This is a genomic window from Paenarthrobacter aurescens (genome assembly GCF_025421775.1).
Lineage (GTDB): Bacteria > Actinomycetota > Actinomycetes > Actinomycetales > Micrococcaceae > Arthrobacter > Arthrobacter aurescens_B.
In genome coordinates this window covers 696,874-720,618 of the sequence record NZ_JAOEFX010000001.1, presented here as the reverse complement: position 1 = coordinate 720,618, position 23,745 = coordinate 696,874, and the positions used below count along the sequence as shown (strand labels likewise).

21 protein-coding genes are annotated in these 23,745 nt (G+C 58.7%); 8 read left to right on the top strand and 13 right to left on the bottom strand.

From position 1 onward, the window contains the following. Positions 1 to 143: 143 nt before the first annotated feature. From N7568_RS03290 to N7568_RS03265, 6 genes are all read right to left on the bottom strand, one after another. Complete coding sequence (locus N7568_RS03290; RefSeq protein ID WP_261608475.1) at positions 144 to 434, bottom strand: hypothetical protein; 291 nt, start codon at positions 432 to 434, stop codon at positions 144 to 146. 344 nt (positions 435 to 778) lie between these two features. After that, positions 779 to 1,822 carry a branched-chain amino acid ABC transporter permease gene (locus N7568_RS03285; RefSeq protein ID WP_261608474.1) on the bottom strand — a complete coding sequence of 348 codons (1,044 nt, stop codon included), beginning with the start codon at positions 1,820 to 1,822 and terminating at the stop codon, positions 779 to 781. After that, positions 1,819 to 2,688 (bottom strand): branched-chain amino acid ABC transporter permease, encoded by an 870-nt coding sequence (locus N7568_RS03280; protein WP_261608473.1) that lies wholly within the window; start codon positions 2,686 to 2,688, stop codon positions 1,819 to 1,821. The genes N7568_RS03285 and N7568_RS03280 overlap by 4 nt, the downstream gene beginning before the upstream one ends. Next, positions 2,681 to 3,463, bottom strand: coding sequence for an ABC transporter ATP-binding protein (locus N7568_RS03275; protein WP_261608472.1), 783 nt, complete (start codon positions 3,461 to 3,463; stop codon positions 2,681 to 2,683). The genes N7568_RS03280 and N7568_RS03275 overlap by 8 nt, the downstream gene beginning before the upstream one ends. Further along, positions 3,460 to 4,212 (bottom strand): ABC transporter ATP-binding protein, encoded by a 753-nt coding sequence (locus N7568_RS03270; protein ID WP_261608471.1) that lies wholly within the window; start codon positions 4,210 to 4,212, stop codon positions 3,460 to 3,462. Before N7568_RS03270 ends, N7568_RS03275 begins: the two co-directional genes overlap by 4 nt. Beyond that, positions 4,200 to 5,465: an ABC transporter substrate-binding protein gene (locus N7568_RS03265; RefSeq protein ID WP_261608470.1), complete on the bottom strand. Its 1,266-nt coding sequence runs from the start codon at positions 5,463 to 5,465 to the stop codon at positions 4,200 to 4,202. Before N7568_RS03265 ends, N7568_RS03270 begins: the two co-directional genes overlap by 13 nt. A 287-nt stretch (positions 5,466 to 5,752) precedes the next feature. On the opposite strand from N7568_RS03265, the gene N7568_RS03260 reads away from it, so the two are divergent. The 8 genes from N7568_RS03260 (at position 5,753) to N7568_RS03225 (ending at position 15,713) form a co-directional block, all read left to right on the top strand. Next, complete coding sequence (locus N7568_RS03260) at positions 5,753 to 6,886, top strand: amidohydrolase (RefSeq protein ID WP_261608469.1); 1,134 nt, start codon at positions 5,753 to 5,755, stop codon at positions 6,884 to 6,886. Beyond that, the gene (locus N7568_RS03255; protein WP_261608468.1) at positions 6,883 to 8,100 is read left to right on the top strand and encodes a M20 metallopeptidase family protein; all 1,218 of its coding nucleotides are present in this window, start codon (positions 6,883 to 6,885) and stop codon (positions 8,098 to 8,100) included. The genes N7568_RS03260 and N7568_RS03255 overlap by 4 nt, the downstream gene beginning before the upstream one ends. Next, entirely contained in the window at positions 8,097 to 9,419 is a 1,323-nt protein-coding gene (locus tag N7568_RS03250) for a glutamine synthetase family protein (RefSeq protein WP_261608467.1), read from the top strand. The genes N7568_RS03255 and N7568_RS03250 overlap by 4 nt, the downstream gene beginning before the upstream one ends. Before the next feature lie 31 nt (positions 9,420 to 9,450). After that, a complete protein-coding gene (locus tag N7568_RS03245; RefSeq protein WP_261608466.1) occupies positions 9,451 to 10,791 on the top strand; it encodes a M20 family metallopeptidase in 1,341 nt (446 codons plus the stop codon). A gap of 204 nt (positions 10,792 to 10,995) precedes the next feature. Next, positions 10,996 to 11,868, top strand: coding sequence for a MurR/RpiR family transcriptional regulator (locus N7568_RS03240; protein ID WP_261608465.1), 873 nt, complete (start codon positions 10,996 to 10,998; stop codon positions 11,866 to 11,868). A gap of 175 nt (positions 11,869 to 12,043) precedes the next feature. Further along, positions 12,044 to 13,519 (top strand): aminotransferase class I/II-fold pyridoxal phosphate-dependent enzyme, encoded by a 1,476-nt coding sequence (locus N7568_RS03235; protein WP_261608464.1) that lies wholly within the window; start codon positions 12,044 to 12,046, stop codon positions 13,517 to 13,519. 8 nt (positions 13,520 to 13,527) lie between these two features. Continuing rightward, complete coding sequence (locus N7568_RS03230; protein ID WP_368736506.1) at positions 13,528 to 14,922, top strand: flavin monoamine oxidase family protein; 1,395 nt, start codon at positions 13,528 to 13,530, stop codon at positions 14,920 to 14,922. 626 nt (positions 14,923 to 15,548) lie between these two features. Beyond that, positions 15,549 to 15,713 carry a hypothetical protein gene (locus N7568_RS03225; RefSeq protein WP_261608462.1) on the top strand — a complete coding sequence of 55 codons (165 nt, stop codon included), beginning with the start codon at positions 15,549 to 15,551 and terminating at the stop codon, positions 15,711 to 15,713. A gap of 323 nt (positions 15,714 to 16,036) precedes the next feature. On the opposite strand, the gene N7568_RS03220 is transcribed toward N7568_RS03225, so the two are convergent. From N7568_RS03220 to N7568_RS03195, 7 genes are all read right to left on the bottom strand, one after another. Next, positions 16,037 to 16,693 (bottom strand): hypothetical protein, encoded by a 657-nt coding sequence (locus N7568_RS03220; protein WP_261608461.1) that lies wholly within the window; start codon positions 16,691 to 16,693, stop codon positions 16,037 to 16,039. Between the two features lie 123 nt (positions 16,694 to 16,816). Beyond that, on the bottom strand, positions 16,817 to 18,772 hold the full coding sequence (locus tag N7568_RS03215) for an ATP-binding protein (protein ID WP_261608460.1): 1,956 nt from the start codon (positions 18,770 to 18,772) through the stop codon (positions 16,817 to 16,819). Continuing rightward, positions 18,765 to 19,997 (bottom strand): SIR2 family protein, encoded by a 1,233-nt coding sequence (locus N7568_RS03210; protein WP_261608459.1) that lies wholly within the window; start codon positions 19,995 to 19,997, stop codon positions 18,765 to 18,767. Before N7568_RS03210 ends, N7568_RS03215 begins: the two co-directional genes overlap by 8 nt. Before the next feature lie 1,062 nt (positions 19,998 to 21,059). Further along, a complete protein-coding gene (locus tag N7568_RS03205; RefSeq protein ID WP_261608458.1) occupies positions 21,060 to 21,932 on the bottom strand; it encodes a hypothetical protein in 873 nt (290 codons plus the stop codon). Continuing rightward, the gene (locus N7568_RS03200) at positions 21,929 to 22,090 is read right to left on the bottom strand and encodes a hypothetical protein (protein ID WP_261608457.1); all 162 of its coding nucleotides are present in this window, start codon (positions 22,088 to 22,090) and stop codon (positions 21,929 to 21,931) included. Before N7568_RS03200 ends, N7568_RS03205 begins: the two co-directional genes overlap by 4 nt. Before the next feature lie 93 nt (positions 22,091 to 22,183). Next, the gene (locus N7568_RS25920; RefSeq protein ID WP_368736503.1) at positions 22,184 to 22,669 is read right to left on the bottom strand and encodes a GIY-YIG nuclease family protein; all 486 of its coding nucleotides are present in this window, start codon (positions 22,667 to 22,669) and stop codon (positions 22,184 to 22,186) included. Between the two features lie 298 nt (positions 22,670 to 22,967). Further along, a complete protein-coding gene (locus tag N7568_RS03195; RefSeq protein ID WP_261608456.1) occupies positions 22,968 to 23,591 on the bottom strand; it encodes a hypothetical protein in 624 nt (207 codons plus the stop codon). Between the last annotated feature and the right edge of the window lie 154 nt (positions 23,592 to 23,745).

The following is a 23,745-nucleotide window of genomic DNA, read 5'->3' as shown; positions in this document are numbered from 1 at the left end:
GCCTTGGCATACGTTGCTTCAGGCAACCTTGATGACCAGGACCTCGATCGTTTTGCCGGTTGGTGCTTATTCCTTGTTCATGTGTACGAAGCGGGGGCTGCCGGAAGTACTTCCGGCAGCCCCCGCTTTTTGGCGTAAAGAACTCAGATGACAGTGACCGTGAGATTGTCTGGCTCATGGATGGCGATGCGCCCGGCCCCAGCGTCCTGCCAGATCCAAAAGATGGACCCGTCCGGCATGACGCAATCGACGGTACCGACCAACGTTGTGTCTTCTCCTTGGACATGAACATGGTCCCCTTCCTTAAGCAGCCACGGCACGTCAGGCTTCTCTTCGACGCCCTGTTTGATCAGAAGCGGTGACGTGTTGTCCTCGCCGGCCAGCCAGGCCCTGATCGCTCTCTCCTGGGCTCGGGAGAAGACTTCGTTACTCATTTGGGTGACCTCGTTTCGGCCGGCGGTGCTTGGTGTGGATGGGCCTGGGGGGCTCCACAGATGGTGAACCCGATGACCGCACAGGCCGTACCCTGTGAGGGCTTAGCGCTGATGCGTGGTGGAAAGGATGCGTAAGAGGCGGGAAAGCCGACAAGTCGTTGGGCGTCATAGTCTTTGACGTCTCCATCCGGGTCGCGCGAAGCACTGCGGGTGGCAGTTCGGTGTTCCTGTCATTGTTGAGCTTTTCCCTTTCAGCGGGCCGCGGCTTCGTGGCCGGTACAAAAAGGCGGGTCCGGTGGCAGTGGTGCTGCCACCGGACCTGCGCCGGTGCCTTTCTTGAGCTCTTATCGAGTGGTGGTGGGCTCCGGTTCCTTCTCGCTTGGTGAGAGACCTCGTGAATTATTGGTGTTGGGTGTTTCTGTCCGTTCTCTTGTCCTGCGCCTGGATAGGGACGACCTTGCGGCGACCAGGACGCCTGCGATTCCCCGTGGCAGGAAAATGAGGACAACCAAAGTCCCGAATCCGATGAGGATGGCCCTCCACGAGCCGAGTTCTGTGAGTTGCCTGTCGAGCAGGGTGACGACGAGGGCGCCGAGCATGGGACCCCAGATGTGGCCGGTGCCGCCCAGGAAGATCATGCTCAACCCGAGAGTTACGAACCCAAAGCTGAACAGAGTCACGTCGGCCACCCTGAAATAGGACACATAGAGGGCGCCGGTAACCCCGGCAATCGACCCGCTCAGAATGAACGCGAGGATCTGCTGCCGGATCCGGTTCATGCCCCGGCTGACGGCCAGGTTTTCGTTGTCACGCAAAGCGATCAAGCTTTTACCGAAGCCGCTGTTCATCACTGCTTGGAGCAGGATGTACAGTGCCAGAAGACTGGCGCCGAGCAACCAAAGGTAGCCCTGTCCTGTGGTAGCTGCCAGCGAGAGTGTGCCGATCCGCAGTGCCGGGACGCCCGAGAGTCCGTTTGAGCCACCGGTTAGTCCTGGCGTGGCCAGGACAAGATAGTAGCAAAGCTGAACGAAGACGAAGGTGATCAGCGCGATGTAGATCCCTCTCATTCTCACCACAGGCAAGTACGCCAAGGCTCCGGCGATACCGCCTGTGAGGGCTGCGGCAATTAAGGACAGCCAAGGGTTCCACTGCCAGGAGACGCTGGTGACAGCCATCGTGTAGCCCCCAACGCCGAAGAATCCGACGTGGGCGAAGTTGAATATACCCCCGAACCCGAGAGTGAGGTTCCAGCTCGCTGCGAGCATGGCATAGATCAAGGCGCTGATGGCCACGATGCGCAGCGGGCCTTGGACCAGGAACGGCAAAGCGGCGACGACCAGTACCGCCAAAACCCAACAGCCGGGCCTTGAGAGGAGATTTCTCATCATGACCTGCCTCTAATGAGTCCCTGCGGCCTGACGAGCATGACCAGGACGAGCAGAACGAAGACGGCCACCGGGCTCCATTGCAGACCCAGCCAGTACGTTGTGGCCGAATCGAGAAGACCGATCGAGAACGCTCCGATGAGTGTTCCCCACAGTGATGCTGAACCGCCGAAAACCAGAACCACGAATGCTGTCAGCAGCGGCTCGAATCCCTTGGCCGGTGTGATGGTGGTCGTTGTCGCGTAGACCAGGGCCGCCGCGCACGCCAGGACGGACGCGATGGCAAACACCGAGGCGTAGATTCTGGCCGGACGGATACCGACCAACATCGCCATGTCCCTGTTCTGTTCCACGGCACGCACGGCCGCGCCCCACTGGGTCTTGCGGAGGATGACGATCAGCCCGATCACAAGAGTCAGGGTCAGGCCGAATGCGAACAGGGTGGTCACGGCAACCTGGATGTCGCCCACGGCGAGGGTGGCCGATGTCAGCGGTTGAATCTGCCGGTTCTGCGGTCCCCAAACAAGCTGGGCGATGCCTTCCACGGCACTGGCCACTGCCAGTGTTGAGACCATAACCAGGAGTGTTCCATTCGGTCGGTTGATGAAAGGCCTTACGGCGATCATTTCGAGCAGGGCTCCGAGTCCTGCCATCACGGGAACCGCTATGACGAAGGCAAGTGCCACGGGAAGGCCGGCGCGTTCTGAGAGTGACCAGATGGTGTAGGCACCAAGTAAGAGCAGGGCTCCGTGGGCGTAATTGAAGACTCCAAGCGTTGACCAGATCAATGACAGGCCGCTCGCCAGCAGGGAATACAGCGATCCGAGCACAATGGCGGAGATCAGGATGGATAGGAGAATCTCAACCATGTCGGAGACCTCCTTGCGGATTGGGCGCCGGAGTGGCGTGTCCACCAATAAACATGTTCATCATTTCTTCGTCTGAGGGGCGGTTGGCCGTTGAACCGGAGGCCACGACTTTGCCCATTTCGACAAGTTGCCAGCGGTCGGTGAGGTCAAAGAGGAAGTCGATGTCACCGTCCGCCACGATGAGCGAGAGCCCGGTTTCACGTACGGCGTGGAGGGTCTCGAGGATTTCGTATCGCACTTTCGGTGCCAGCCCCAGGGTGGGTTCGTCCAGGATCAGCAGTTTGGGCTTGGACATCAGGCCCATGCCAATTGCCACCATTTGGCGTTCACCGCCTGAGAGTGTACCGATGAGCTGGTCCCGACGCTGGGCCAGTTTGGGGAACAGTTGTTGGACCATCTCCAGAGTCTCGTGGCGGCTTTCCTTGGCGCCAGGCAAGCGGCCGGCAAGCAGCAGATTCTCCTCGACGCTCAAACGTGGAAAGAGCTGACTGGCCTGGGGGATATGCATCAAGCCTTTACGCACGATGTCATAAGCGGGTTTCCCTGTGAGGTCTTCTCCATCGAAGAGGACTGTGCCGCTGGTGATGCGTCCGAGCCCGGTCAGGGCGCGCAGCGCAGTGGTCTTTCCGTGCCCGTTGGGGCCAAGAAGCGCCAACGATTCGCCTGTGGCCAGGTGAAGGGACAGGTCTTCGACTACCTGCATCCGGCCGTACCCTGCCCGCAGGGATGATACGTCCAGAAGGCAGGAACCGGCGTTGCTGTGCTGGCTGGTCATGCTGCTGGTGCCTTTCCGAGATACGCCTCCAAAACCAGAGGGTTGGCTAGAACCTCATCCGGGGCACCTTCTGCAAGGAGCCGTCCGGAGGAGAGGATGATCATCCGGTGCGCGAGCTGGCGCAGTACGCTGAGCACGTGCTCGATGATGATCAAGGTAAGGCCCTGTCCTTGAAGTTCACGCAGTAGGCTGACGAGTTCGGCCTGGTCATCTGTGTTCAGACCTCCGGCTGGTTCGTCGAGCATCAGCAACCGGGGTTTGGCTACGAGCGCGCTGGCAATCATGAGCTTCTTCTTGGCCAACAGAGGGATGTCGCTGGCCAGCGCCTGTGAGTGACCGGTTAGGCCCACCCTCTCCAAGGCTTCGTCGGTATCTGCCCCGGACCTGGATCCGCTGCCAAGGTATTTGGCGGAGACGAGCACGTTATCCCTGACGGACAGGGTGGCAAAGAGTTGTTCGGCCTGGAAGGTTCTGCGCAGGCCCAGTCTGCCGATGGCGTGTGCGGGAAGCCTGTCGATCCGTTGGTTGTCAAAGTGGATGGAGCCGCCATCGGGACCGAACGGAACGCCGGAGACAAGATTGAACAGGGTACTTTTGCCAGCCCCGTTGGGGCCGGCGATGCCTAGGACTTCACCTTCGTCCACTCGTAGTGAGACGTTATCAACGGCGCGGAAACCGCCGAAGATTTTGCTGGCGTTGGAGATGCTTAGCAGCGCCGGAGTGGAGGCCGAGGAGACTAACGGATCCATGACGGCTTCTGCAGGCTGGTGTCGGCGTATTCGTTGGGGGCGATGGTGACACGCTGACCGGACTGGATCTGGTAGTAGGTCATCGGCACACCGTCGGTGCCGGCAACTGCCAGGTGGGAGTCAGGATCGAAGTGAACCCTGCCCAGCACGGTCTTCTCATCCAGGGTTCCGATAGCGGCACCTACCTCTTCGCGCTTGGAGGCGTCTCCGACTTTCTCTGCTGCCTTTGCCCAGAGCATGACCTGTTCGTACAAAGCGACGTTGTACAGGCTCAGGCCCGTGTCGTATTTGTCCTTGAACTTCTTCTCGAGCTCCTTGGTTTCAGGCAAAGTCTGCAGGGGTGCAAAGGGGAGGTTGTAAAGGACGCCGTTGGCGTTTTCTCCGGTCAGTTCGATGAATTCGGGAACGCTGGGCGCGTACTGGGACACCACCAGGGAGTTGCTCGGATTCTGACGGAATTGGGTCAGGAACTTCGCGGCGTTGGCGGTCAGGTAGTCAAGGTTGATGACCAACGACGGGTCGACCTGGCGGATTTTGGTCAGTTGCGTCGTCCAGTCGTTCACTTCACCGAAGGGAACAACATCGGGGCCGGAGACAGTCCAGCCTTTCTCGGTGAGGCTCTTTTGCAGGCCGCCGGCGATTCCGTTGGAGTAAGGGTTGTCGCTGGAGATGATGTAGGCCTTGCGGTTCCGCAGTGGGAAGGTCCCATCGGAGTTCCATTCATCCAACTGTTCGGGCAGGTCGGTTCCGTAGCCCGCGTAGCTGGGCGCGATGGACCAGATGCCCGAGTAGCGGTCGGGTGCTTTGCGGATGATTTCCTCGGTCTGGGTGCTGCCGCCGCCCAAAATGTACGGGATTCCGGCTTCGGCCAATTGGTCGATCTCAAAGTTCGTCGTGCTGGCGTAGCCAGTGAGGACGGCGGCGACGCTTGTATCGGACGTCAGCTTGGCAACTGCTGCAGAGACTGCATCTGATTTGAGGTCCCGGACATCGGAGGTTTGCAGCTTGATCTGACGTCCGTTGACGCCGCCATTGGCGTTGAGCGTTTCGATCGCCAGCTGGGCGCCTTGTTCCATGAGCTTGCCATCTGCGGCAGCGCTGCCGGTCAATGGGGCCAGCAGGCCCAGGGTGATGGGGTCGTTCTCTCCTGCGCTGGAGCTTCCTCCGCATGCGCTCAGGGAGGTAACGGCCAGAGCGGCTACTGCGAGGGCAGCGGCCAGCCGGCGGTGCCGGCGGTTCAGTGTTGGGGACATGATTTACTCCGGTAGTTGTGATCTGCAATACAGCAAGTAAAGTTCATTACATAGCCATGGGTCAATAGGCAGAATGTAACAAATCATTCATTGGGGTCGATGGTGCAAACTGGTGCGAAAGTTGACTGCAGGGGCGGCGCAGATTCATTGCCAAACCGAGGGCTGATGAGTCACGGCTGCCGCTGTAGTCAAGTGCTTTCAACCCTCAACCTCTTGCGGTGAAGTGGTTTCGCAAGTAGCTTTACTGATCAAATGTGTAATAAAAATTTCAATGTGAGGACTGTGTGGTGACGTACGAACTGGAATTGGCGACCAAAGTTTCCTTGGTTGACCACCACTGTCACAGCGTGATGGGCGGGGATCTTGACCACGACGAGCTGGAGTCGTTGCTGACCGAATCGGACTGGCCGCCGCCGGCTGGGACGAGCAATTTTGATTCCCCCGTGGGCATTGCTGTGCGGTCGTTCTGCTCTCCGCTGCTGGGGTTGGCACCGAACTCCTCGGCCGCCGAGTATGTCGCGGTCAGGGACCGGCTCGGGGCTCAGCAAGTTAATGAGCGGCTGCTGCAGGCAACCGGAATCGACAAGTTCCTCATTGAGACAGGGGCTTCGCATCCATCAATGCTCACTGTGGCGGAACTTGAACAGACCAGCGGCAAGCCGTGCCAGACGATAGCCCGGCTTGAAGTCATCGCCGAATCGATTATCAACACCGCCGAGTCAGCGGAGGATTTCAACCTCAAACTGGCCGGAGCGTTGGACGAGGCCGCCGCGACGGGGCGGGGTTTCAAGTCCATCATCGCCTACCGGTACGGTCTGGATTTTGACCCCGACAGGCCCGGGCAAGCCGAGGTTGCCGCCGCCGTCGAGGGCTTGCTTGCCCAGCGTGATGTCGGCACCTGGAAGGGCAGGCTGGCCGACCCGGTACTGATGCGTCACCTTATTTGGGAGGCAGTGGATCGTCGTCGCCCCCTGCAGTTCCACGTCGGCTACGGTGACTCGGACATTAACCTATACAGATGTGACCCGACCCGGATGACTGAATTCATCCGCCGGACAAGAACCAGCGGATCGGACATCATGCTGCTGCACTGCTACCCCTTCCAGCGGGAAGCCGCTTTCCTGGCTCAGGTGTACCCGCATGTCTATCTGGACACCGGTGCCGCCATGGCATTCACGGGATTTGCCTCCGATGCTCTGGTCAGGGAATCCCTGGAGCTGGCTCCCTTCGGCAAGATCCTGTTCTCCAGCGATGCATACGGGCTCTCGGAACTGTACCTCTGCAACGTCGGACTCTGGCGTCGGGCCATCGGACGAATCTTCGGCGAATGGGTCTCTGAAGGAGTTCTCAGCCACTCTGACGCCGAACGCTACATCAACGCGATTGCACACGGCAACGCAGAACGGGTGTATTCCCTGTGACATACGTACCAACAATCCACGAGCTTCGAAGCCAGCTGCAGCGCCACCTGCCGGCCGCCGTTGAGCTCCGGAAAGACCTGCACGCCAACCCGCAGCTGGGCGGAACCGAAGCCGGCACGGCAGAGCAGCTGGCTGCGCTTCTGGGGATGCCCTCTGCACCCTCCATCAAGGACGGCCGGATCCTTCGGTTCGGTCCGCAGGAAGGACCTGCGGTTGCCCTTCGCGCCGAACTCGATGCTCTGCCGATCACTGAGGAAACCGATGTCAGTTGGGCATCAACGAATGGGGCAATGCACGCCTGTGGGCACGACGTGCACATGGCAGCCCTCTACGCGGCAATCCTTACCCTCCGCGAGACCGCCCCTGACCTTCCCGTCGTGGCGCTCCTGCAGCCGCGGGAAGAGGTCTACCCCTGTGGGGCGGTTGATCTTCTGGCAGCACCGGAATGGGCTGAAGCCAACATCGGTGCGGTCATCGGTGCACACACCCAACCTCGGCTGGCATCGGGCGACATCTCAGCTGCAGAGGGCCCCGTCAACGCTTCGGCCGATGAATTCGAGATCCGTATCACCGGCCATGGTGGCCACGCCGCCTACCCTCATCTGGTCAACGACCCTGTCGTGGCGGCCGCGGCAGTGGTCAGCGCGCTTCAGCAGATCGTTTCGCGCACCGCGGACCCCATGACACCGGCGGTGGTCAGCATCGGGTCAATCCACGGAGGATCGTCGGCCAACGTCATCCCTGACGAGGTCAGCCTTCGCGGCACGGTGCGTTCCTTTTCCAGCAAACAACGGCGACAGATCCTGACTCAGCTGACAGACATTACCCAAGGCGTCAGCGCCGGCTACAGATGCTCTTCACAAGTGGCCATCTCCGACGGTGAACCCGTCCTCGAAAATGACCGGGACCTGATCCATGGCGCCCGGCACATGCTGACCGAACTCGGATACGACCTGGAAACCGAACTGCGTTCCTGCGGCGCAGATGATTTCGCTTACTACTGCGAAGTTGTCCCCTCGGCCATGATTTTCGTGGGTGTGGGAACGGGAGCTTCGGCGGAACCGGGCCTTCACCACGCCAAATTCCTCCCTACCGACAACGCCGTCGGCCACGTCGCCGAAGCACTTCTCGCAGGATTCCTTTCGGCCCAGCAACACCTCACCATTCCAACGGAAGTCGATGACTTCCTCAGCATGAACAGCGAGCCATCATGAACCACCACGACTCCAGCATCCCCTCCACGGATCTCCTCACCACCATCGTGGACAACGCGGGCGTATCGCGCGTCAAGCTGCTGCCGGCCAAGAGAATCGGCTCCGTGGCAAAGAAGGGCATAGGACTCTCGCCGGCCTTCGCCACGATCTGCGTGGACGATTCCATTGCCGTGATCAACGACTCCTCACCCGTTGGTGATATGCGCCTCGTCCCTGACCTGGAGGCAGCCGTCCCGCTGGGAGCAAACCTAAGCTGGGCTCCGGCGGACCAACTGGACCAGGACCTCTCACCGATGCCCACCTGCCAGCGTTCGGCCGCACGCCGACTGGACGAAGATGCCAGACGCAACGGCTTCGAATACCTGATGGCCTTTGAGTACGAATTCACCGTTTTCCGGAAAGATGCTGAAGGACTCCGGCTGGGCCACGGCGGCCCAGGATACGGATTGGCTGCCTTCCTGGAACTGGAAGCGTTCCTGTTGGACCTCCTGCACGACCTTCAGAACGCAGGCGTTGAAGTGGAGCAGGTCCACCCCGAATACGGCAAAGGCCAAGTCGAACTGTCCGTTGCACCTTCCTCGCCGGTTCGGGCAGCCGACACCTCCGTGCTGGTGAGACTGATCGCACGCCGCGTCGCTCAGCGCCATGACCTCCTCGTCTCCTTCTCGCCCATCACGGTCTCCAACGGCATCGGTAACGGCGCACACCTGCACTTCTCCGCGTCCACCAGCGAAGGCAACGTCTTCAGCAACGGTGAGCTGCCCTACAATATGGGCCTAGCCGGGGCGCAGATGATTGCCGGACTGCAGGAAAACCTTCCCAGCGTTACGGCGCTTCTGGCGCCGAGTGTGTTGAGCTTTGACCGACTGGCCCCGGGCATGTGGTCAGGTGCCTGGTCCTGTTGGGGTTTGGAAAACCGCGAGGCGGCCCTCCGGTTCATTAAGGGAACAGCGGGGTACGGGGACAGCTCAGCCAACTGCGAAGTCAAAATCGTTGACCCTACAGCCAACCCCTACCTCGTGGTCGCTACCGTGCTGGCCTTGACCCAGCATGGTGTGGCAACGCAGGCTGCGCTGAAACCCCCGGTCTCCATTGACCCCTCCCTGGTGCCGGTCCAGGACCGCTTGGAAAAGGGCATCGAGCAGCTGCCCTCCTCCCAGCAACTCGGCTTGGAGTTCCTCCGGGCCAACACGGTCATCAGGGGTGCCCTGGGCTCGGATCTGATCGATGCGTTCGTCGCCGTCCATGCCCAGGAACTTGGGAAGTTCGGTGATCTGGACAAGGACGACAAGATCGACCTGCACTTGTGGAAGTACTAATCGAGAGCGAAGAACAACGGACAGAGGAAAAATGAACACCCCAGCAGACCAGCGGGCCCAGGTGTTGCGTGCCCTGGATGATGCAGCGCCGTCCATGGCCGCTTCACTCACCGACGCCATCCGCATCAGGAGCATCAATCCCAAGTACCCCGGGCAGGACTACCAGAAGCTTGTCGGCGGCGAAGGGGACATGAGTGACTTCATGGCCGATCTTTACCGCAGCGCCGGCGCCAGCGTCGAGATGGTCGAAACGGAAAAGGGCAGGGCGAACGCCTGCGGCCGGATTCCTGGATCAGGAGGAGGCCGGTCGTTGGCCTTCAATGGACATGTCGATGTGGTGCCGGCTGAAGCCTCCGGCCGTTGGTCGGTGCAGCCTTTCGAGGGTCAACTCACCGACGAGGAGGTCATCGGCCGCGGGGCCACCGACATGAAAAGCGGCCTAATTGCCCATGCCTATGCGGTCAAGGCTTTAGCCGATGCCGGAATCCGGCTCCGCGGGGACCTGATCCTGCATTCGGTCGTCGGTGAAGAAGTCGGAGACCACCTTGCTGGAACCACCGCCGTCATGGAAGCCGGGTACAAGGCCGACGCGACCGTTGTGTGCGAACCGACGAACCTGCACGACGGGCCGCCCACCATTTCACCTACGGCACCAGGTCTGCTGTGGTTCTCAGTTTCCATTGAGGGCAAGACCGCCCACGCCGGACTCAGGGGTCATGCCCTCCATCCGGTCTTGGACGGACAAAGCCTGGGCGTGAACGCCGTCGACAAGCTGTGGGTCATCTACCAGGCTCTGCGGAACCTCGAGGACGAGTGGGCTTACCGTGACCGTCACCCCCTCTTCACTCCGGGGCATTTCAACTTGCTCCCGGGCGTCATGAAGGCCAATCCGCAAGGCATTGATGTGCCGTTCTTCCTGGCTGATACGGCCAGCATCCAGTATTGCGCACTGCACCATCCGGGGCGGAGCAATGAAGAAGTGATGGAGGAGATCACCAGAACCGTGAACCGGGCCTGTGCCGGGGATCCGTGGCTGCGTGAACATCCTGCGACCATCGAATGGAAGCTGGAGTGGCCGCCTTACACTCTTGACCCCGGTCATGCACTGCTTCCCACGTTCATGAACGCCCATCAGGAGGCCATGGGTGGAGGGACAGATGCGGCACCTGTTCAGAGTGGCTTCTTCGGTGTCTGCGACGTGACCTGGCTGCAACAGCAGGGTTCGCCGGGCATCATCTACGGACCAGGGGTGGCCAGCAAGGCGCACGCGGAAAACGAGTCCGTGCCGTTGCACCAGTTGGTCACCGCGGCGAAGACGTACGCACTTGCAGCAATGAATTTCTGCGGCGTCGATGCTGGAGAGGATAACTAGCGTGCAGGCCTTCTTCCTGCTGGCACGGTTAGGCACCGGTGCGCGGTTGTGCCGGTCCCACCCTGCGACCCTGGCTGCGCTTCTGGTTGCCGTGTTCCGACCGGACGGCGATTGCAATTGCCCAAGGAGCCGTAACAGGAAGCTTTGAACACGTTTCTGTAATAGATAGTTCAGAAATGTACTATGCGGCGATAGGATCATGGCATGCAGGTCGAAGAGCTTCACTCCGAACGAAACCTCAAGCGGACGATTGCCAACTCCATGGACTCACTGAGTAAGGGAGAGCGGAAGGTCGCTAGGGCGCTGCTGGCCTCCTATCCGGCTGCTGGGCTCTCTACGGTGGCCCAGCTGGCGGGCGATGCCGGAGTCAGTCCTCCAACTGTGCTGCGGTTCGCTACGCGGTTGGGCTATTCGGGATTCCCCGACCTGCAAAAGGCGTTGGTCCATGAGATCAACGAGGGGATGGGCTCGCCGTTGAAGCAGTATGACGTCAAGGAGCCTCCCACCGATGAGAGTGTTCTTGACCGCGCCAGGGACGTCTTCCATTCCAGTATCGAGTCGACTTTCAGTGAACTTTCGCGGTGGGAATTCGACCGCTTGGTTCGTTTCCTCTCTGACGAATCGAGGGAAGTTAGAATTGTCGGCGGTCGCTTCAGCCGCCTTCTGGCTGATTACCTGGCCAGCCACCTTCAGTTGATCCGTCCGCGGATTCAACTGATTCCAAGGGATGAGTTGCCTCGACTGGCCGCCGTGACTGATGCCGGGCCGTCAACTTTGTTGATTGCTTATGATTACCGGCGTTATGACGAGGTTACGGCGCAGTTCGTCGCGGCCATGCGGGCCAAAGGTGCGACCATTGCGCTGATGACCGACAACTGGCTCTCGCCTGTGGCAAAATCGGCCGACATTGTCGTCACGTGCCGGGTCGAAGCGCCCTCACCCTTCGACTCCCTCGTGCCCGCAACAGCCCTGACGGAAGCCATCATCGCCGCTGTCACTGACAGCCTGGGTGATCGGGGACGGAGCCGTCTTGAGGCGGTCGAAGCTTCGGCTGAGGCGCAGGAGGCAGTGCTGTAAAGGTTACGCGTGGTAAGCCCGGCCCCGCTTCGGGGTCGGGTTTCTGCGTTAAGACGGCGGCTCGGCTCTAATATCTAATACAATCTTGCTTCTCTTGCTATAAATGTAATTTCTATTACACTTATAGCAGTACACATTCACGGCAATGCCGCCGACCAGTCTGGATGGATGGAACATGAATCAAGGCCAAACACCCTACGCAGATGCGCTCAACGCCTTCAGTGGACGCGATCTGGTCCGGGTCATCGTCCCCGGCCATGGAGCCGAAGGAGGCGGCGTCCCCGAACGCTTGGAGCATTTCATCGCATCCAAGCCGTTCCACAAGGACTTCACACCGCTGCTAACCGGTTTGGACAAAGGGGACGGAAACCCCCTTGACCAGGCGAAGGAACTCGCAGCCCAGGCATGGAAGGCCCGGCGGGTGTGGTTCCTGACCAACGGGGCGTCCCAAGGCAACCGCATCACCGCCATCGCCTTGAGGGGCCTGGGGGAGCACCTACTGGCTCAGCGAAGCACCCACAGCTCGTTCGTGGACGGGCTCGTTCTCTCAGGGCTGACCCCGGAGTTCGTCCTTCCCAACCTGGACCTCAAACGAGGAATAGCCCACGGCGTATCAGCAGCTGCAGTGGAGGAGCGACTTGCTGAACTCACCGAGCCGCCGGTCGCTGTCTACATCATCAGCCCCAGCTACTTCGGTGCCGTGGCGGACGTAGAAGGAATCGCTACGGTCGTGCACAGCTACGGACTTCCGTTGATAGTCGACGCTGCCTGGGGCGCACACTTCGGATTCAGCAGCTCGGTCCCGGAAAATCCCATCAACCTCGGAGCTGATCTCGTCATCTCCAGTACCCACAAACTGGGCGGCAGCCTGACCCAATCGGCAATGCTGCACCTCGCCGAGGGCCCCTTCGCCGACGAACTCGAACCACTCATCGACCGCGCCTTCGGACTGACGCAATCCACGTCCGAGAACACCTGGCTGCTGGCTTCCCTGGACATCGCCAGGCACTTTCTAGTGACAGGGGAAGAACGCATTGCAGCCTCAGTTCAGAGTGCCGACTCACTGCGCCAGCTAGTCCGTGAGAACCCATATCTGGACCTGGTTGAGGACTCCTTCGCGGAATTCCTCGATATTCTCACCCACGATCCGCTCCACGTCGCCATCGACGTATCCGCCACCGGAGTATCCGGTCATGAGCTGAAGGAATATGTCGCCAACGAACACGGCGTCTACTTCGAAGCCTCAACCCACAACTCAGTGGTGGCCCTTCTCGGAGCCGGGGCCATGCCCGACGCCAGCCGGATCATGGAGAGCATTGATCAAGCCCGGAAGGTTCTGGGCCACAGCTCCCTGGCCACCACCGACCTCACAGAACTGGGGATACCAATCCCCGCCGCGGGACAGCGTCGCATGTCACCACGCGAGGCCTTCCTACGAGACCACGACCTGGTACCGGCCAGTGAGGCTGCCGGCCGGATTTCCGCCGATACCCTCGCCGCCTATCCACCCGGCATCCCGAACCTTCTTCCGGGCGAGGAAATCACCCAAGAAACAGTGGACTTCCTCTCGGCCGTTGCAGCCAGCCCAGGAGGGTTCATCCGCGGGGCCGTCGACCGAAGCAGCAGTCACTATCGCGTCGTGAAGGGCTAACAAGCCCAATACGGCGTCATCACCTCGACCACAATGATTGTAAGGAAACACCAATGAAGGAAATTTCGACAGACGTCGTCATCATCGGCGCGGGCATGGCGGGACTAACCGCTGCCACGCAGTTGATTGCCGCCGGACGCGACGTTGTTGTACTGGAAGCCCGGGACCGTGTAGGCGGCCGTGTGCACAGCGAGATCCATGACGACTGCCTCGTTGAAGTAGGCGGGCAGTGGATTGCCCCCGATCAGGAAAAGCTCCTCGCTCTTCTCGACGGGCTCGGCTTGGAGACCTACTCCCGTTACCGCGAAGGCAAAAACGTGTACGTCAACGGCAGCGGCGAGAACCGCCAATATGAAGGCGAGATTTTCCCGGCCAGCCCTGAGACCGAATCGGAGATCGTTCGCCTGATAGAGCTCCTGGACAAGCTGTCACACGAGATCGATCCGGCGCAACCCTGGGAACACCCGAACGCTTCAGAATTCGATTCAGTCTCCTTCGCGTCTTGGCTGCAGCAGCAAAGCCAGGACCAGGAAGCCAGGGACAACATTGCCCTCTTCGTTGCCGGGGCCATGCTGACAAAGCCGTCCTACGCGTTCTCGCTCCTGCAGGCCTTGATGATGGCAGCCAGTGCAGGCGGCTTCAATGAGCTCGTCGACCCGGACTTCATCCTGGACAAGCGCGTTAAGGGAGGAATGCATCAGGTTCCGCAGGGGCTGGCCGAACGCGTCGGCTTCGAAAACATCCACCTCAGCACCGATGTCAAGAGCATCGTTACTGCTGAGGGCAATGTGACCGTGACCGCGGAGAACCTTTCCGTTCAGGCGAAGCATGTCATCATTGCGCTTGGTCCGCACCTGCTCACGCGCATCGATTTCCAGCCCGCTCTGCCCTCTGTCAAGCAGCAGATGGCCCAGCACCTCTCCAGCGGCCAGGTAATCAAGGTCCAAGCGTTCTACCCCAGCGCGTTCTGGCGTGAAAAGGGCCTTTCCGGTACTGCGTTCAGTCCCTACCAAACTGTGCACGAAGCGTACGACAACACCCCTCACGACTATGTGGGTGGAACGCTCGTTGGCTTTGTATCGGACCATGTCGCGGACGATCTCTATGCGAAGGATCCTACTGAGCGAAAGAAAGCCATCCTCGATTCATTCGCAGCCTACTTCGGGGAGGGCGCATTGAAGCCCACCGTGTACTACGAGAGCGACTGGGTCAACGAGGTCTACACCCGGGGAGCCTACGGTACAAGTTTCGACATCGGAGGGCTCACCCGCTACCGCGACAGTATTCGATCCAGCGTCGGTCGCATCCATTTCGCTTGCTCAGACATTGCCGGCATTGGATACACCCACATCGATGGCGCCATTCGGATGGGAGAAGCCGCGGCAGAGGCCGTTCTGGCCTAAGCCTGCGAAGGTGCAGCGGACCGTCCTGGTTGTCTTTCCGGGACGCTCCACCAGTGGGGGTCTGGCACTGGTTTTGGCATGAAAGGAGACTGCATTGGAAATTGAACTGACCATCAGTCGCGGAAGGGAGCGTGACGACGCCATCAACGCAGCCATCAGACGCATCCTGCCCGCCGCGGCACACTAAGCCAGCGGGATTTTGGTAACCCGAGTTTCATCGTCATCGATACTGGTACGGGTGACCGGCGACGTCCGAGCCGGCCAAATTGCCGAACGATGTTTGTGGAAGCAAGAAGGCCGAGTGGAGCCTTAGTCCTCACAGTCGGGCCAGATGGCAGACCCGAAATCGGGAACTGCGCCGCACCAGGGCAGAGGTCGATCGCTCGGGTGCCGGGGAGAAGCTTTTGCCGAGGGCACTTCAGTGTGCTCCCGGGGCCTGAGCCCCACCGGGCGCTCTTCCCGTACATAAACGTACGAAGCCAACCGCTTCATTACCTTAGGACCCTTCAAGTTCGGAACCAACTATGTATATTCTATTACATCTTATATCTCAAGAGTAGATTCTGTAACAAAATTTCCGAAAAGGCGACGGTAAGGCCACCTGTGGAGGGCTTATTGAAGAATCGGTGGGACCCCGATTCGGCAACGAGCGTTGCCCCGTAGTCTCGCCCACGGGTGTGATCCTGCAAGCACCCGACGAAAACGTGGGCCAGCTGGACGTCGAATCCGTGGAGCCAGCACGCCAGGTCATCCCGGAGCTGGCGAACGATCGGTTGAGAGCTGCTGCCTGAGGTTCCCTCTGCTTCCCCAGCCTTACACCGGCGGATCAGTGACCCGGCTGGGGCTTTGGGGCCCGCTCAACTTGGGATCCACACGAAGTGGTCCGCAGCTGGGCCAGCGATGATTGTCTGGCGTGCGAATCCCTTCTGGTGCCGACATATGCGCCGTTATCGGCTTGGGAATAACCGTGGGTCAACTTCCGCTAACACTCCTCACGGAAACTGCCCAGTTTGCTCGGTCCCAGGGAGGTCCAGCCGTTTATACGAGCATCCCTGTATGGATGCCGGCGTATTGAAGGGCGTCATTAGGTTCCGGGAGCGTGAGCGGGGCGCTTTCATTCAATCTCGTATTCCTCGCCCTTTTTCTCCGTCAGACTGCCACCGACCCAGCGAATCCACGTTGTGCCTGCGCTGTCCTGGAACTCCACGTGCACACTGTGTTCTATATATTTTCCCGGTATAGGTATCGGCCATTCATCAACCAGCACAGGAATTGACTCTTCCATGCCGTCGTCAAGAGCATCGTGTGGGGCAGCCCTGAGCCGGACTTTATAGATCGGCAAGCCACTCATGTTAGTGACGACGGCCTTGGGTGAGAGGTACCCCGCACCCTTGCCTTTGCCTTTGTCCATCACAACTATCACACGTGAGGACTGCGCCCGGTGCTGGTCTCTAACCTGCCGAAAAAAGGTTAGGGCACCGAGCCACAGGGCGCCGGCCGTTCCTATTGCTCCAATGCCCCCAGCCACGGCACCCCAAAAGGTTGATTGGGCGCTCAGCCAAGCCGCCGGGCCTTCAACCGGCACCGCGACTGTCGGGGTCGGGCCGTGAGGCGTCTCATTTTGTACGGCTATGGAAACGCAAGCGATGGCACCGATCGATCCAAGTAATAGAATGGCCAGCAAAATAGCCTGGATACTCGGAATCCTAATGGTGATGTTGGTTGGTTCATTCCACTTAGCCTTCATGGCACTACATGTCGGTTTGTTCAATAGTCGATCCCTGACTTTTCTTTTCAAGGGGCGGCTCCCCTCACCGCCGCCTTAGGTTAAGCACGTGTCCGGCCAGGCTGCCGTGCTGTAACCCACCTAGTGGCCCGCCTCGTAGGAAATCAGCTAGAAAGGCGGCTCCACCGATTCCGCGGGTTGCGCCTCAGTCCGAGTCGCCGGACTAGCCCAGGCCTCCGTGATAGACATCGTGCGACTATTCGGGGTGAATTGTGGCTCAAGCTCGCCGACGGTGACCATGACTGGGATCTGAGCAGCGACACCAGACAGGATGCACGTACCGGTTGGCAGGATGGGCATCGACTCGAACGATGTCCGATCGAGATACGAAACTGCTTTTTCGATCGCTTTGATGTCCAGGTCATTCACCAGACGGTGCAAAAAGTAATTGTGCAGCTGCGAGATGATCGTCGGAGAGATGTCGTGAGGCCGTTGACTGGCAATCGTAAGGAAGACTCCGAACTTGCGCCCTTCCTTGATGATCTCCTCGAAAGTTTCAAGGCGATAGTCGCGCCAAGCCTCGCTCTCACGGGCGGATTCGAACGACAGGATGTTGTGGGCCTCGTCGATGATGAGGTTGAGATACTGCTGTCCAAGCGCGTCTGTAGCCTTTTTGGTCTCGTAGAGATGGCGACAGAGGATCATCGGCAGGACCTTGCGCATGTCCAGGTTTACGTCGCGCAGGGACACCACAGTAAGAGGCTTGGACGACGGAGTCCCGACCGAAACAGTGATCAGCCGTTTGATTCCGTCAATGCGACTCTCAAGGCGCTTCATGAGTGGGCCAATATGCTCTCGGTTGATAAATCCACCGATAATGTCGGAATAGAATTGAAGGACAAGTTTGAATCGGACCAGATCGACATCGTCGACCGAAGAGAAGCTTTGAGAAACTGCCGAGATCTTGTGAGAGATGAATTGGCTCCAGTCAGCATCCGACGCAAACTTCCAAGACGGCTTTACCCCCCAGTAAAAGGTATGAGTCGAACTGTGGTAACCGAGGTTTGCCCTAAAGTCTCGCACCATGGCTTCAAATTCATTAGACGTGTTCGATCCAAGGCAGTCTTTGATTTCTTCTAGGAAGTTCGTAGGCAACATGCGGTCCATGGATGGATCAGTGCTCTTAGTCGCTCGAGCAACGGCATCAGCAATGACCTCGAGTAGCGCCCCGGGCTCAGGGAGTAAGCGGTCCCAGTAATCGTTTCGCAGAACGCGAGCAACGAATGGAGCCTGTGTCTTCTCTGTCGCATCTAGGAGTATCGCCCAGAAGACTGGATCATGCACCGCTGACCGGGGCAAAGGAAGCCGGTGCCCGTCGTCTGTCCGGGTGGAGAGCCGATACTCCTGTTTGAACTGCTCGTCCACGATCACCGATGACGATCTATTGGGTGTCGATGCGGCTGTCTCCGGGGCCCGATTGACGTACTCCCCGTTGAAGTCGATGAGCACAAACTGTGACCGGTCCACGAAGCCGGGTTGGTCGCGGAACTTCTCGAACAGCTCGTGATAAAGCTTTGCTAAGGTGTAGGACTTGCCACTGCCTGTATTGCCAAAAATGCCTACATGGCTGGCGAAGACCGAGTCGACGCCAACCAGTACGGGTTGAGTCGGTTCCATCGCAAGGACACCCAGTGGAATGGCTCCCGCATCATCGGAAACGAAGGTGTGGATCGCCCTGAACTCGTCCTCGCTGAGCAGAAAGCACTCGTTGTCGAGTAAAGGCATCTCACGAACGCCTCGCCGGAATACTCCCTTCTCAAAATAGCCGACAAGGCTGACTTCGAGCTGACGGTTCTGTAAATCAACGTTGCGTCTGTAACTCTCAGAGGCTCCAGGATCTTCATTGACACGCTCGCCGTTGACCGACGCGACAAGTTCAACGAATCCCTTGGCGATCTTGACGAAGCCGCCGACTGCGACATTACGGACAATCTTGCCCTGGTAAAGGAGGTGAGAGCTGTTCTTTAGTTTGTTGACGGCGACACGGACCCGGCGTCCTTCAACGGAAGTGACCTTGCCAATATTAAAGACTGCGTCCTTATGGAGTGCCTCCTCGTCAAGCATGTTCGTCACTTCCAAGTCTGAATTCGATGATGTGATCCACAGGCCGCGATGTCTCGTCCAGGAGCAGTTCGAGGAAATCCTCTACGACGACGTCGAGCGACAACTTGCGTTCTTCTTCGTCAGCCTTTGGCTCGGCGGGCCGTACGAACAGGACGTTCCCGTTCTTGACCTTCTCGCTCGGGAACAATGACTTGATTGCGTGATAAGACGCACGGTCATAGCAGAAGATGATCACTTGGAGCGTCGGATTGGTTGATGCCGTCCGCAGGACAAGGTCAAGAAGATGCTCGTCACGGAATGAGAAGCCGTGCGTCAGTAGGACGCTGTTTTCTTTCTCCAGTTCATTAGCAAAGCGACGGATTAGCTCGTAATAGGTCTTGTTGAGAACCGTCGACGCGAACTTCGTCTTCTCGGGATTCACGATCTGAAGGTCTTTGTAAGCCTCCGCAAAGTCAAGACCAGCCTGATCTAGGGCCCTGCCCGTCGCTGAAAGTCCCAGCACTAAGGCATCGACATCGCTCGGTGCTTTGATTTCAAGAAGAGTGCCCTTGGCCGCCTCATACTTTGAGTGGACGGCTTTGATGACATCGAGGCTGTGGTCAAAGTAGATCTCGTCGCCTTGACGCCTCCAGCCCGCGGAGCCATGGATCTTGACAAGGTTGAATGTCGGGATCTCTGAACGGTACTCAAATCTAGCTCCCTGTCGGAAACGTAGGGTGCCGTATTCGCCAAGGTCGAGTCTGGGCTGGATCTTTCCGGCGAAGCCGTCGTTGGTGTCGATTTCGAGCAGCTCCAGTGCGTGTTCGAAGGCCATATCGACGTTCGTGGTAAAAATGTTTACCTGCTTGCCCAGAAGCGTGCTGCGCCGCTTCAGCAAGACGCGGTTGAGTGCACCGACGAAGCGCCCGTAGGACTTGATTAGCTTCTGGGCGTCTGCGTCGTTCCTTGCGTTGAGCAGGCGGAGATTTGGCAGCAGAACCCGGTCGAAGAAGTAGCCCTGCAGAGACGCGCGGGCCAACTGAGTCTCGTCATCAGGCTCGTTGAGCTCCGTCAGGGCGTTCTCCACATCACCGAGCGGGGCGATGAAGGGGACTGACGACCCGGCCCCAATGAGAAAGCTGACATGTGAGTCCTGGATGATGGTCCGGAGACGCTCAAGGGGTAGGCCTTCTGCTGGAAGTGAGGCTACCTCAAATGGTGCGGTAATCCGAAGCTCGCTAGTCACTGATCCACTTTCGTCCGAGGTCAGACGCGGCGACAGGTATGCCCATTTGTAGTGTTTCCCCTCCACGCTACGGAGCGTGCATACGTTATTGTTCAGCTGTGTCCTTTAGGCTATCGGGGGCCTCGCCATGGGCAACTCGCCACGCCCGAACACTGGGTGTTTTCGGGCAAGACTCCCATTGATGTCCGCAGAACGGACAAGGTCCCCGCAGCAACAATCAATGAATCCAAGATGGAGCATGCTTGGAACGGCGCAACCGAATCCAGGGGCAACTACACACCGCCGTAGCGCCCGATAAACACCCCGTCGGCGATCAATCTAATAATTGACGATATGGCCACATTGGCCGACGCCTAACGTAGCACCGTCTCGCGCGTGCTCTCGGATCAGATCCTGACAGTCGAAGAACTCAAAGTTCTCAAACGAACCTCTAGTATTCTTGCCGTGCAAGGTTACTTAGAGGACCTGATCCTCACTGCAGCGTCAGTCTGAGACGGAAAGTCTCCCTCCGTGGGTTGTTTGGGGAGGCCGATGCGGAGGGTTGCGCCGACTTTGTCTTTGCTGAGGGTGATGCAGACGGCTTTCTGTTGGCCAGAAGTCGGGGGTGTGGCCGATGAAGCTGACCAGGTCGGCGGGGTCCTTGATGGTGAGGGCATTCATAATCGTAGGTCCTTTTGATGCCTCCGTGCTGTTGGGCAAGGGAAGTGGGTGCTAGAGTGCGGTTTGTATCGTTTAGTTAGTACCTCGACCAGATTGATTTTCGCCATTTTAGAAAGTTTCTCGGATGCGGGAATCTCGTGCCGTGCACCGGAGCATTCCGTTGCTCTTGAGGTCGAGGAGTGATGACGTCGAAAAGAATGCTCCTCGCGAACGCCTCAAGCCGCTTCGAGGGCGACCAATGAGAGGGCGTTCTTTGGCTCGCCGGCTTGTGTCCTCTGGGTGTGAGCATCGTAAGTCAGCGTATCCGGGTGGAACGTCTTCAGTCGGGCCTTTCGCTGCCGAAGCAGTGAAATTACTGGACTAGAAAGCTGGGCTCACGACAGGAACTTTGTTTCTTGATGTTTAGTATTTTGGCAGCAACAAACTGTTCTTGACCAAGTGAAGTCGGTTTGATGGCTTGGTGAAGCTTTCGCCAGTGTGATTGGGGTTTCGTGAGTAGGAATTACGCACGGTTCGAGCTTTGTCGACGACGTCGCAGGCAGTATTGAGGGAAATCGCCATGGCCAGGTGATTGGATGTCAGTTGGCCACTGAGTGTCTTGGATACGCCATCATCATCGATGGCTTCAAATAGGGTGAGAAATTGCTTAGCCCAAGGCCTGCCATGTGCCGCTGCAGAACACATTTGCCAGGTTAGTTGCGAGGCAGGCAGTTCGAAGGATTCGGCTACATCCCTGATGATGGTGCTGACATGCGGTGGGTCCTTCACCATGCCCAGGGTCAGGTCCATGCTGCCCAGAACTTGCTTGAGGACGTCCATAAGTTCAGGATCAAAGTCGGCTTGGGCATCGACCAGCTTAGTAGCGCGGCGTTGGTCCTTGAGGTTCTGGTACTCCAAAGTGAGGGCCCTGCGGGCTACTCTACGAGCAACGTCGTCTTGAAGAACCCAAAGAACGGTGGAGGCTGCCTCGATTGAACCACGGATCAACGTGTAGGGGGCGAAGGTGTGCTGGGCATTGGCATCTGCCAACAGCGTTTTGAGGGCGTGGAGGTGATCCACCGCGGTATGAAGCAGATAGCCGATGAGATGTGAAACCTGAAGGGGCTCATTGAGTCCATCAACAGCGTCCAGAAGTGAACCTGACGACACATTCCAAGCGTCCTGACCAGCCTTGTGCCACTTCTCGATCCGCTGGAAGTCGAATTTCATGCCTGTCCAGGCAAGTTCCGTCTCGCGAGGAGTCAACTTCTGAAAGTAGGTTTCCCGTTCACTCATGCTTGAAATGCAGGATCGTCAGTGTGGATGACGATCGCTTTGAAGCCGTCAGGAATCCGGGCCTCGGCTGCTACATTGGCTTCTTCGTAAGTTGCAGCTTCGGCACTGACGAGGTCCGGTTCATTCTCGCCGGATTGTATGGTCAGGGTAACTATCACAGTGACATTTTAGTTCGAGCTGGCGCCGGACGCTGGTTCGGCTGTTCCTGGACACGCTTACGCTAGGCAACCGCGGCAGCTGTGCGGTGACAGCTATTCATCATGAGCGCAACACCTCAGTGCGTGGTCCGGCTGCGGATAGCCAGTCCTTGCCAACCTCGGACGCATAGCGCTGTTCCGGGTTTTGTTGTCTTTGTTCAGCGGTGCTTTGAACTGGTTTCGGAGGGTAGCTTCGACGTCTGTTAATTTTTCGCCTGCACGAATCTCGCTGAAGCTCATTGCAAGGTTGCCCGTCATCCATGTCGTGAGGAGGGCATGATGGCCTGCGTCGATTCCCGGATGGGCCGAGCTTCGTTCCCAGAGCGCTGGTAAGCCGATCAGTGAAGCGAGTGTCCGGCGCAGAGACGACTTGGATGTCTGGAGCTTGTGGTGCTTGGCCCGTGTGGGGAGACTGTTGGCTCTGCCTATGTAAATGAGGTCGTCTCGCACGATTGGGGTGAAATGGTCGGGCCAGTAGAAGGGGACGGGCAAGTCGCCTGTGAGGAACCATTTATAGACCCCGGCTTTCCTGGGAGTCAAAGCCCACGCTTCGTCGCAGGGCAGGGGCGTGGTCCATTGCCTAGGCGTCGATTGTTGGTGGCTTTCTTGTTCCAGAACAGGGAGGGGTTTGGTGTTGTTGTTTCGGATTTCCGGTGGGCACTTCTCCAACGCAAGATAGCGATGTCGTCGGCCACTGTGCGGGGATGTACGCCCACGGCGCCAGCGATACCCTTTTGAGTCATACCGGTGGCTGATAGGCGTTCGACTTCCCGTAGACGCTTCTCTCGGCTGCTAATCACCATCGGACCTCTGCCAGGTTGTTGGCGGTCATGTCCTCTCATGATGCAGTGGGTACCGTTGTACCTGGCCCGCCGAGTTTATAGAGCGCCACGTCGACGTCACGGGCAATCCACGTGTGGCCGTGGTGCTTAGCTGTCAAGCAGAGCTCTTCCACAAGTGCCATGTAGCGCCGGTAGCGCCCAGGTTTTGAAGAGAGAGTCAGTCCGAGTTCCTTCAGGCCTGTCTGCGCGCGACGGTCGTACACAGCCATTCGGTGTGGAGCTGATGCCAGTAGCAATGCTGAGGCAAACGCATCGCCGGTTTTCAAGCCAGGCAAGGTTGCCAGGGCCCTGCGGCCGTCGGAGGCTGCCTGTGGAGTGGTTACGGCCTCGCTGTTGACGGCAGCCACGGCTTTCTCCGTCACTGCGCGGACATTCATCTCAGGTATGGCCATTAGCTCCCCGACCCAGCGGGTGTCGGCCCTGACACGCTTCCACAAGACCATTGCCCCGATGTCAGCCTTGCCGACACTTCCTGACTTCTCTATGCGGCCGGCGACCTCGACCAGTACTTCGTCGTAGACCGGTGATGACTCAGCGATGAAGGCTGCGTGAGCCCCATGAAGGATTTTCCATCGTTGGGGGTTGATGAGAGGTTTGGGGGCCATTGGCTGCTGAGTCATGCCTGAAGCATGCCACATGGTCGACCGGAGGGGTGTAGCTGGCTTGATTGGTGGTTGGGCCAGGGCTCAGCCTGTTGAGTCGTTCAGTTTGAAGAGTGGCGGCAGGCCGGAACTTCGACGATTTGGTGCCCAACCCGCATTCACTCATGTTCCC